Annotated in this window: 10 protein-coding genes; all 10 read right to left on the bottom strand. The window is 41.6% G+C overall.

The annotated features are described in order from the left end of the window. Positions 1–161: 161 nt before the first annotated feature. Positions 162–1,334, bottom strand: coding sequence for a peptidoglycan bridge formation glycyltransferase FemA/FemB family protein (locus ODU37_RS09605; protein ID WP_249562535.1), 1,173 nt, complete (start codon positions 1,332–1,334; stop codon positions 162–164). Beyond that, positions 1,334–2,560 carry a peptidoglycan bridge formation glycyltransferase FemA/FemB family protein gene (locus ODU37_RS09600; protein WP_249562536.1) on the bottom strand — a complete coding sequence of 409 codons (1,227 nt, stop codon included), beginning with the start codon at positions 2,558–2,560 and terminating at the stop codon, positions 1,334–1,336. Before ODU37_RS09600 ends, ODU37_RS09605 begins: the two co-directional genes overlap by 1 nt. Before the next feature lie 295 nt (positions 2,561–2,855). Continuing rightward, positions 2,856–3,584: a MerR family transcriptional regulator gene (locus ODU37_RS09595; RefSeq protein ID WP_249562537.1), complete on the bottom strand. Its 729-nt coding sequence runs from the start codon at positions 3,582–3,584 to the stop codon at positions 2,856–2,858. Between the two features lie 66 nt (positions 3,585–3,650). Then, positions 3,651–4,349 (bottom strand): ion transporter, encoded by a 699-nt coding sequence (locus ODU37_RS09590; RefSeq protein WP_398580471.1) that lies wholly within the window; start codon positions 4,347–4,349, stop codon positions 3,651–3,653. Between the two features lies 1 nt (position 4,350). Then, positions 4,351–5,439: a nucleotidyltransferase gene (locus ODU37_RS09585; RefSeq protein WP_398580470.1), complete on the bottom strand. Its 1,089-nt coding sequence runs from the start codon at positions 5,437–5,439 to the stop codon at positions 4,351–4,353. Next, positions 5,436–6,182 carry a class I SAM-dependent methyltransferase gene (locus ODU37_RS09580; RefSeq protein ID WP_044759357.1) on the bottom strand — a complete coding sequence of 249 codons (747 nt, stop codon included), beginning with the start codon at positions 6,180–6,182 and terminating at the stop codon, positions 5,436–5,438. The genes ODU37_RS09585 and ODU37_RS09580 overlap by 4 nt, the downstream gene beginning before the upstream one ends. 153 nt (positions 6,183–6,335) lie before the next feature. Then, positions 6,336–6,695, bottom strand: coding sequence for a ribosome silencing factor (rsfS, locus tag ODU37_RS09575; protein ID WP_029177784.1), 360 nt, complete (start codon positions 6,693–6,695; stop codon positions 6,336–6,338). A 1-nt stretch (position 6,696) separates the two neighbouring features. Beyond that, complete coding sequence (locus tag ODU37_RS09570) at positions 6,697–7,206, bottom strand: cysteine hydrolase family protein (RefSeq protein ID WP_105159085.1); 510 nt, start codon at positions 7,204–7,206, stop codon at positions 6,697–6,699. A gap of 1 nt (position 7,207) precedes the next feature. Continuing rightward, entirely contained in the window at positions 7,208–7,795 is a 588-nt protein-coding gene (gene yqeK, locus ODU37_RS09565) for a bis(5'-nucleosyl)-tetraphosphatase (symmetrical) YqeK (protein ID WP_136670439.1), read from the bottom strand. Then, a complete protein-coding gene (locus tag ODU37_RS09560; protein WP_014637492.1) occupies positions 7,792–8,424 on the bottom strand; it encodes a nicotinate-nucleotide adenylyltransferase in 633 nt (210 codons plus the stop codon). Before ODU37_RS09560 ends, yqeK begins: the two co-directional genes overlap by 4 nt. Positions 8,425–8,435 lie beyond the last annotated feature (11 nt).

The raw sequence follows: 8,435 nt of genomic DNA, 5'->3' as shown, positions 1-8,435 counted from the left end.
GAAACCAAATTGACCGCGATTGTAGTCTGGATTTTCTTTGTGTAACATAGCGATTCTCCCTCTGCTTATTAGCTAGTATTCCTATCTCTATTATACTACTTTACATATGAAAAAGCCGTTAGAAATATAATTCTAACGACTTTGTCTTCATTCTGATAGTATTATTTTACTATTTTTTTGATAATTTGAATTATTTTATGCTTTATCGGATGAGGATAGTAACGAAAAGTACCAGCTTTTCTCAAAATATAACCATTAAAGTTCTGTTTAAACCGAAGAACACCATCTGAGCTGTCGAATATCCCTTGAATACCAAGGAAATTATAACGCTTAAGATTTCGTTTTATTGCACGTTGCATCGCCTCATATTGAAGTAAGAAAGGTGCAGATAGGCTTTGAAACTCTGAATATGAGCCACCAAAAAGATACGTTGCCTCATTCACATCATAAATTATCAGTGCACATGCCAAAAAAATAGGAGCTGTCTGAGTTTGATTTAAAATATTTTGAACCACCTCCTGTTTTTTCAACAATTTCTGTACCTGCTGTGCATACTGTTTTGAATTTCTAACACTTGTTTCTATTTCCTTTTCAATTTGCTTTAGACTGGCTTTCGGGTCAAGTTCTGCAACTAAAAAATCTGCCTGTGTACCAAAGCTTTCAAAAAGACTGTTATAGTAACCACTATCTCTATCTTCAAAGCCTTGTCTAGCTCCAGTTTCCTCAATTATTTTTTTGAAAGCTGAAAGCTCCTTATAATTGATACTACGAATCCTGATACCGTAACTTTCTGAATTTTTTATGTTTCGTTTACTATTTTTATTGTAGGATTGCAATAACGACGTTGTTGAATACCCTTGCAAATCCTTCACATAATGCCAAACAGGCTCTCCATTTGGATAACCTGTTTGTAAGCCATCATGTTTAAATCCAACTTGCACCAGCTTCTCAATTAGTTGAGTATCTTCTTCACTCATTGGATTCCCTACACTATCAAAGATTTGATAGGTTTGGGAAGGCTTGACCACCAATTCAAGTACGCCTTCATGCTTCGCATAGTTTTTTAAAGATTGATAAAATTCCTCTAAATAAGCATGATCGGTAACCAGCGGTCCAGAATTCAATTCCATATACAAACCACCAGCCATCTTCTTACAGAAAAGCAAAGTAGAAATAACGATTTCTGATTGTGAATTTTTAAAACCAGCATAGCGAACATCATATCCTCTCTTGGATAGTAATCCAGCCATCTCAATAGATTGAAAAAATGATTTTTCATTTACTTGTTCACAATGCTTTAAAAATTCTTCTTTAGTTATTTGACAAAAAGCCATTATTTTTTCTTCCTTAATTTTTTTCTAATTTCCAGTAAAACTTGAAAAATCTTATGTAATATTGGCGAAACAATCAAATCGAATTCCCCAATATACTCTTCTACTACTGGATTCAAATGTGATTTAAAGTGATAAAGGCCTCCGTCTAAAGTTGGCTCTATTCCTCCTAAATTTTGCCATTTCACACCTCGTTCGAAAGCATACTTTGCGGTCTCCACCCATGTTAGTAAAGCAGGTTGATAATGTTTAAACTTTTCATCCATACCAGCATAGATATTTTCAGATGTTCCTCCAAAATCAATTGTCAAAGTACCAGCCAATGGAACTAACTTACTCCCGTTACGAATCAGAGAATTTATCATTTCTAATTCTGTATTTATTCTTCGGGTTTCTTTTTTATAATTTTCAATCTTCGATTGTCTTGTAGTGGAGGTGAAAGTCATGGCTTCTTTTACTAATTTTTCTTCAAGATAAGATAACTGTTCATATCTCTCTGCTAAATCCAAATAGGCAACTACAATATAAGAATTTTCTGGATAGGCATTCAATATTTTTTGATAATACTCTCTCCCCCGCAAGCGAATAGATTTGCGCTCCTCAGTCTTTTTTAATAGCTCTGAAAAATCTCTTAACAATTCCTCACGACCAATTCGAATCTCAATTCCTTTATTACGCGCCGACCGAATATTTTGTCGAACTCGTTTATTTAGTGATTCCTCTGAGAAGGATTCGCTATATAATACTGCATGACAAGTAGGTTGGATTGTAGCCGACATGGTCTGCACTCGACCAGACCAAATACCTCCCAAATCAACAATCCTATCTTTGACGGCAAGTACATTTAATTCTTCTTCCCTATCTCCTGTTATAGTTTTACTAGATAGTCGAATAAATGGATCGAATTTTATAACAACACTGCGTTCTCGGAGGGCAAATTCTTCTATGGACTTAAATACAAATGACACTAATTCAGCATCTTCATAATCCATTACAGGACCTCTTGGTATATAAATCATCGTAAAACCAAATGGTACTACCAATCTTCTGATAAGAAGAGAAGCAACTGCCACTAATTTCCCATCTTTAAAAAAGCCTAGTCTCTCATTTCGCCACTCACTTTTTACGGTTGCCCACTGACTACTCTGCAAAAGATTGGCCTGTGGTGATTGCTTTACAAATGAATCATGTTCCTCAGCAGAAATACCTATTTTATAAGTGTAAAACATTGATTATTCCCCTTGTTCATAATTACTTTTAACGCTAATTAGGAAGGGCTTGCCCGTAGTGTCAAGCCCTGCTATACTAGTATAGCAGGCGATTTTGTCAAGTATTTTTACTCAATCATAAAAAATAATAATGTTTTACCATATATGCCACGAAATCACTTGTGCATGTATATAATAGTTTCTTTTGCTTCTAATATTTTAAAATTTAGCAATGTACCTCCAAGTCATAATTAAATTGATATATACATAGCCAAGATGAACATAAAAAGCCTAGTTCTCACTAGACTTTCCTTATTTATTCTTGGCAATAAATCGCAATGGCTTGACTGACAAAACTGGCTGTTCCTGGTCCACCTGCTCGGTCGATATTGGCTGTAAATCGCTCGTTTTCAACATACATAAGACCGAGATTTTGTAAGATTTCCTTGGTGCAGGTGTAGAAATTTTCCGTGATATAGGCCTGCAAGTTGGCTACCTGAGCCTGCACATCCGGATGACTGACTTCTAAGCTCTGCATTTTTCCAAAAACCTCAAAAATAGCCTGCATCTCTTGGGCAAATACCCGGTCCTTGCTGGCATCGTAGCGCTCTTCAAACTCGGCATAGGCCGAGGTCTGTCCCCAACATTTCTTTGCCTCCGCCTTGTAGGCTTCTAGTTGACTGCTGTCAAATGCGTGAAAATCCATGACTTCTCCTCCTTTTTCTGTGAGCAATCTGGCGTGATTGATGATGCGATCTAGCCGTTCCCTTTTGAGCTCTAAAAGGGTGATATGGTCTCGCAAGACCTGCTGACGATTGACTTCCGTCACGTCCAGAAGCTGCTGAATGTCTTTGAGAGGAAAATCCAACTCACGAAATAAGAGAATTTCTTGCAGACGAGCCAAATTCTCCTGATTATAGTAGCGATAGCCATTGTCTGCCACAAAGGCTGGTTTGAACAAACCAATCTGATCATAGTGGTGCAAGGTCCGCACCGTCAATCCTGTCAACCGACTGACCTGCTTAACTGTCCAATTTTCGTTCATAGAAATCTCCTCTCTATGCCCAGTATAAGGGATAACGTAAGGTGAGAGTCAAGGATTTTGTAAACTTTACTTATTTTTTGTAATCTCATTCATATAACCAGCTGTAATAATACCCGCAGGTAGAGCAACAATCGCAATTCCAATTATTGAAGAAAACATTGTAATGATTTTCCCTAGCATTGTTGTTGCAAATATGTCACCATAACCAACAGTAGTTAATGAAATTGTCGCCCAATAAATTGCATCAAAAAATGTTTCAAAAGTATCAGGCTCAACCGAAAAAATCAATAAAGCAGTAAAGAAAATATAACCAACAGCCAGGCTTGCTACTAGCAATAATGACTCTTTTTGATTTTGCAAAACGTTCATCAAAATCTGAATGTTTTTTGAATAGCGGATAACTTTGAAAACTCGAAGTACTCGCCCCATCCGTACAATTTTCAATAATCGAAGACTGTTATTAAAGTATAAAAAAGTCGGTAAAATGGACAATAAGTCCACTATGGCTAATAGGCTAAATGGGTAGAACAGAAATGATAGTTTTCCTCTTTGCAATTTGAAATCAGCTGTTAGTATTCTAAAAAGATAATCCAAGCAAAAAATAGCCGTCGAAATATAATCCATTAACAAATGAAAAGAATTCGTATGCTTAGACATCAAAGGAATCAAACTAACCACTATTGCAAATAACATTATTAAGTTATAGCAACGTGACAATAAACTATCGTTATCATTTTCTAGAATACAAAATAATTTTTCCCTCATCTCACTCCACCCTCACCGGCACGCGCCCATAGGTCTGCTCTGCCATTGCGTCAGCTCCCAGTTGATAGACCGCATCCGCCTGCTGGGTCATGCTGTCCCAGGGCTCTTTGCCGATCCGCGTCACCAGGTCCACCCACTCCTTGACCTGCTTGAGATAGGCCTGGCCTCGAGCTGAAAAGCCCAATACATGGACTGCTTCTGGTAAGGGAGTTTCCACCGCATTGACCAGGATGTAGGTCAGCACCCGCCGCACCCGCGCCTTGGTGTAGCGCTTGGTCGCAACGGCATCCACTAACTCCTCCACGGTCGCTACGCTCCCAATAGCAGAGCGGATACGACTGGCTAGTTCTTCGTTGACCTGAAAGACCTGACTGAGATCTGGGTGGGTCGCAATCTGGTAACGGAGCAGAGGAAAATAGTTACTCCAGCTTACCTTGGTCGCCTCTTCAAAGAGACTAGCAGACGGTAAAAAGTCACGCACCAAGTCCAGTTGGTCAGCACCCTTGCGGATAGCTGTCGCCGAGGCGTAGGACGTTTCCACCTCTTCCGAGTGAAACCCAGCCCCCTGCCGCTGAACTGGAGCAGGCTGAATGCCTGTCCCTGCCACCGCCTTGGCGTAAGCCAGAGCCAGAATATGGTTGGGCGTATCACCTGTGAAGGTTAGACCCGCAAATTCCTGCCACATAGCCTGGGTCTTCTGTGGATAAGAGAGATTGTCTGGCAAGTTTTTCACAAAATTTTCCATCTCTTCCGACTTATCTACATAGATATCCGCAATTTTCTGGTAATCCAGCATTTCTTCCGTACCGAAAACCAGTTTTTCCACACCTAGCCTGTGTAAAATGCTGATTGCTCCCTTGGCAAAATGGTCAGCCGACTGGACCGACACCAAAAAGGGCATCTCAACAACAAGATCTGCCCCATGTTCCAAAGCCATCTGAGCCCGTGTCCACTTATCCACAATGGCTGGCTCACCCCGTTGCATAAAATTGCCAGACATAACCACGATTTTCAAGCCTTCCGCCTGTTCCAGCAGGTATTTATGTCCCGTGTGAAAGGGATTGTATTCTGCAATAATCCCTGAAATCATGCCTTAACCGCCTTGAAAAACCACCGCTGGCTGGTTTCTGTCGGTGCTTGATTTTCAAAGTCCGCAAAGACTTCCACAGAGGCAAAACCAGCTTGCTTCAAACATTCCACATAGGTTTCAATCGGATAGGTCCGCTCTTCATGAACTTCATCCCGACGGATAAACCGCTCCTCTTGACTGTCCTCATCTTTGACAAAGAAGGTCAATTCATGAACAATGGAATGCTCATACTCACCTTCATAGGTATCCCAGACAAAGGCAAAATCCTCGTAGTTTTCATGATAGCTATAGCCTGCAAACACTTCCTCCATTTGATAAATGGAGTGAACGTCAAAAAGGAAAGTACCTCCTTGATTGAGAACAGAGTGAACTCCTTCAAAGACCCGCAAAACAGCTTCTCGGTCCGACATATAGCACAGACTATCCGAGTAACAGGTCACCGCATCGAAATCTCCAACACCTTCCAGAGCCATCATATCTGCTTGGGCCAGTTCCATCATGACACCAGCAGCTTCTGCTTTTTTCTGAGCCAATTCCAACATTTCATAGGACAGGTCAAGCCCTGTCACCTCATAACCCTTTTGAGCAAAGCGAACAGCCTGAATGCCCGTTCCACAGGCCAATTCTAAAATTGTCTTGGTGTCTTGCGGCAAGTTCCGCAAGCTAAAATCTGTCCATTTATCATACAAGCTATCATCCATGATCTCATCATAGACCGCCGCAAAGGTTTCATAAGTTGCCATATTTTCCTTTCATAAAAAGCAGCCAATCGACTGCTTCATTAACTCACACTGTGTTCAAGAAGTCTATCACTTCTAATCACATAATAGTGAACTCTCTATGGTCACTTTCGAGTGTTAAGGTGACCAGCTGAAACAGTTCCCCGAACTGTTTCACTATTCCTCTTCTAAAAAGTCTGCTACTTCCAGGAAGCTGCCTTCGTGCCATAATTTTTCAAGGTTGTAGAGGTCACGCATTTCTTCTGAGAAGATATGAACGACTACGCCTCCAAGGTCCAATAGGACCCAGCCACCGTTACTATCGCCTTCTACACGGCTACCCTTGATCCCAACTTCCGCTACCTTTTCACGGATGTTTTCCGCAATAGCCTCCAACTGACGACTGTTCATGGAACTGGCAATCACAAAGTAGTCTGTCAGGCTAGTCACGCCTTGAACATCAATTACAACAAGGTCCTCAGCTCGCTTGTCATCAGCAGCCTGGACCACAACTTTTACTAAATCTAGTTCTTTCATCTTATCCTCTAATTATATTTTCTAATGTATCCACCTGGGCAAAACTCCAGGACCAGATAGTTTCATACTGACCAATCAAGTCGTTTGCTGGAAGATCTGCTGTATAGGGAGTGGTGGTTCCATCTTTGATGACCGCTACGGTGTAGCCCAATTCAAAGGCCACCTTGATAGTTGTATCAATACAGAAATTGGTCGACATGCCCATGACAATCAATCGCTCAATCCCCTTTTCCTGCAAATAAGCATGAAGCCCTGTTTCCTTGAAGGCGCTATTGAAGGTCTTATCGAAAATCTTCTCACTAGCTAAGGGTGCAACAGTTGAGTGAATCTCCCAGTCAGCAGTCCCCTTGACAAATTCCTGGTCATGATGGCGGACATGGATGACCTCTAGCCCCGCTTGACGGGCTTGAGCAAGGCTATCTTGCCAGAGCCGAAGCCGATTTTCAATTCCATAGGGCTTGCCTTCCACAGGCAAATGCTGAATGTCAATGACTAATAGTGCTGACTTCATCTTACCTTCCTAACTCTCCGACATAAGCATTATAGGTTTCCAAGGTTTGTGGATAAATGGGAATCCCCTTCTTGGCTAAGTAGGAAATGGTTTGGGCAGTTTCATAGGCTACTGCCTTGTCCAAGGACTCTTTTGCGATACGACGCGCCTCGTCCACCCCAGGAAAATCCCGATTGGGTTCGATGTAGTCCGCCACATAGAGAACCTTGTCCAGCAAGGTCATCTGCCCAGCACCAATGGTGTGTCGTTGAATGGCTTGGAAGATTTCTTGGTCTTCCAAACCAAAATCTTCTGCGATTTTATAGGCCCCAACCACACCGTGCCAGATGTTATTATCCCAGTTGAGCAGGTCCCTATCCAAATCATACTTGGCAATCAAGTCCAAAAAAACTTGGTCTTCCACTTCCTTAGCATAGTCATGCAAAAGTGCTGCCAGACTGGCTTTTTTCGGATCACAGCCATATTGGTCTGCCAAGGCAAGCGCCGCCTCTTCCACACCCAAGACATGTTGGAAGCGCGCTGGCTTCATGGCTACACGGATTTTTTCCAAAAGAGCCTGACGGTCAAATGTCAAATCTGCTGCAATCATTGGTAAAGTCCTTTTTCTTCGATATAGTCCAGAACTTCATGAGGCACCATAAAATTCGGCACCCGTCCTTGCTTGATAAAACTACGCACCATGCTGGAGGAAATGTCCATCAAGGGTACATCTACCCAGATAACAGGATAGGACGTCCCTGCCTTGTAACGAGGGCGCTGGACACCAACAAACTGCACTAACTGGACCAATTCATCAATCCTATGCCATTTTGGTAGGTAGTCTACCATATCTGCACCAATGATAAAATAATAATCCGTATCAGGATTTTTTTCCTTCAGCAATTTCATGGTGTCGTAGGTATAGCTGACACCACGGCGTTCCAGTTCAATGGTTTCAATCCCCAAGCCCTCAATACCTGCAATAGCCATCTTGAGCATGGAATAGCGATGGTATTCGTCAATGGTTTCTTTTTTATCCACATGAGGCGGAATGAATTCTGGCATGAGCAAGACTTCATCCAATTTCAACTGTTGACGGACCTGGTCTGCCACAATCAAATGAGCATTGTGGACAGGATTGAAATTCCCTCCCAAAATCCCCACTTGTTTGCGATTGGTTTCTTTCTTTTCAACCTCTAATTCAACCTTGGTAAAGGGTGTTAAGAGTTCAATAGCCATAGGCTCTCCTT

Source organism: Streptococcus sp. 2021WUSS109 (genome assembly GCF_044427305.1).
Taxonomy (GTDB): domain Bacteria; phylum Bacillota; class Bacilli; order Lactobacillales; family Streptococcaceae; genus Streptococcus; species Streptococcus suis.
Note: the sequence above shows the minus strand (reverse complement) of the source record. Positions and strands in the feature narration are given on the sequence as shown.

What these genes read in the sequence shown, in the direction of transcription:
- ODU37_RS09605 (WP_249562535.1), bottom strand. Translation starts at nt 1,334, where the DNA reads ATGGCTTTTTGTCAAATAACTAAAGAAGAATTTTTAAAGCATTGTGAA.
- ODU37_RS09600 (WP_249562536.1), bottom strand. Translation starts at nt 2,560, where the DNA reads ATGTTTTACACTTATAAAATAGGTATTTCTGCTGAGGAACATGATTCA.
- ODU37_RS09595 (WP_249562537.1), bottom strand. Translation starts at nt 3,584, where the DNA reads ATGAACGAAAATTGGACAGTTAAGCAGGTCAGTCGGTTGACAGGATTG.
- ODU37_RS09590 (WP_398580471.1), bottom strand. Translation starts at nt 4,349, where the DNA reads ATGAGGGAAAAATTATTTTGTATTCTAGAAAATGATAACGATAGTTTA.
- ODU37_RS09585 (WP_398580470.1), bottom strand. Translation starts at nt 5,439, where the DNA reads ATGATTTCAGGGATTATTGCAGAATACAATCCCTTTCACACGGGACAT.
- ODU37_RS09580 (WP_044759357.1), bottom strand. Translation starts at nt 6,182, where the DNA reads ATGGCAACTTATGAAACCTTTGCGGCGGTCTATGATGAGATCATGGAT.
- rsfS (WP_029177784.1), bottom strand. Translation starts at nt 6,695, where the DNA reads ATGAAAGAACTAGATTTAGTAAAAGTTGTGGTCCAGGCTGCTGATGAC.
- ODU37_RS09570 (WP_105159085.1), bottom strand. Translation starts at nt 7,206, where the DNA reads ATGAAGTCAGCACTATTAGTCATTGACATTCAGCATTTGCCTGTGGAA.
- yqeK (WP_136670439.1), bottom strand. Translation starts at nt 7,795, where the DNA reads ATGATTGCAGCAGATTTGACATTTGACCGTCAGGCTCTTTTGGAAAAA.
- ODU37_RS09560 (WP_014637492.1), bottom strand. Translation starts at nt 8,424, where the DNA reads ATGGCTATTGAACTCTTAACACCCTTTACCAAGGTTGAATTAGAGGTT.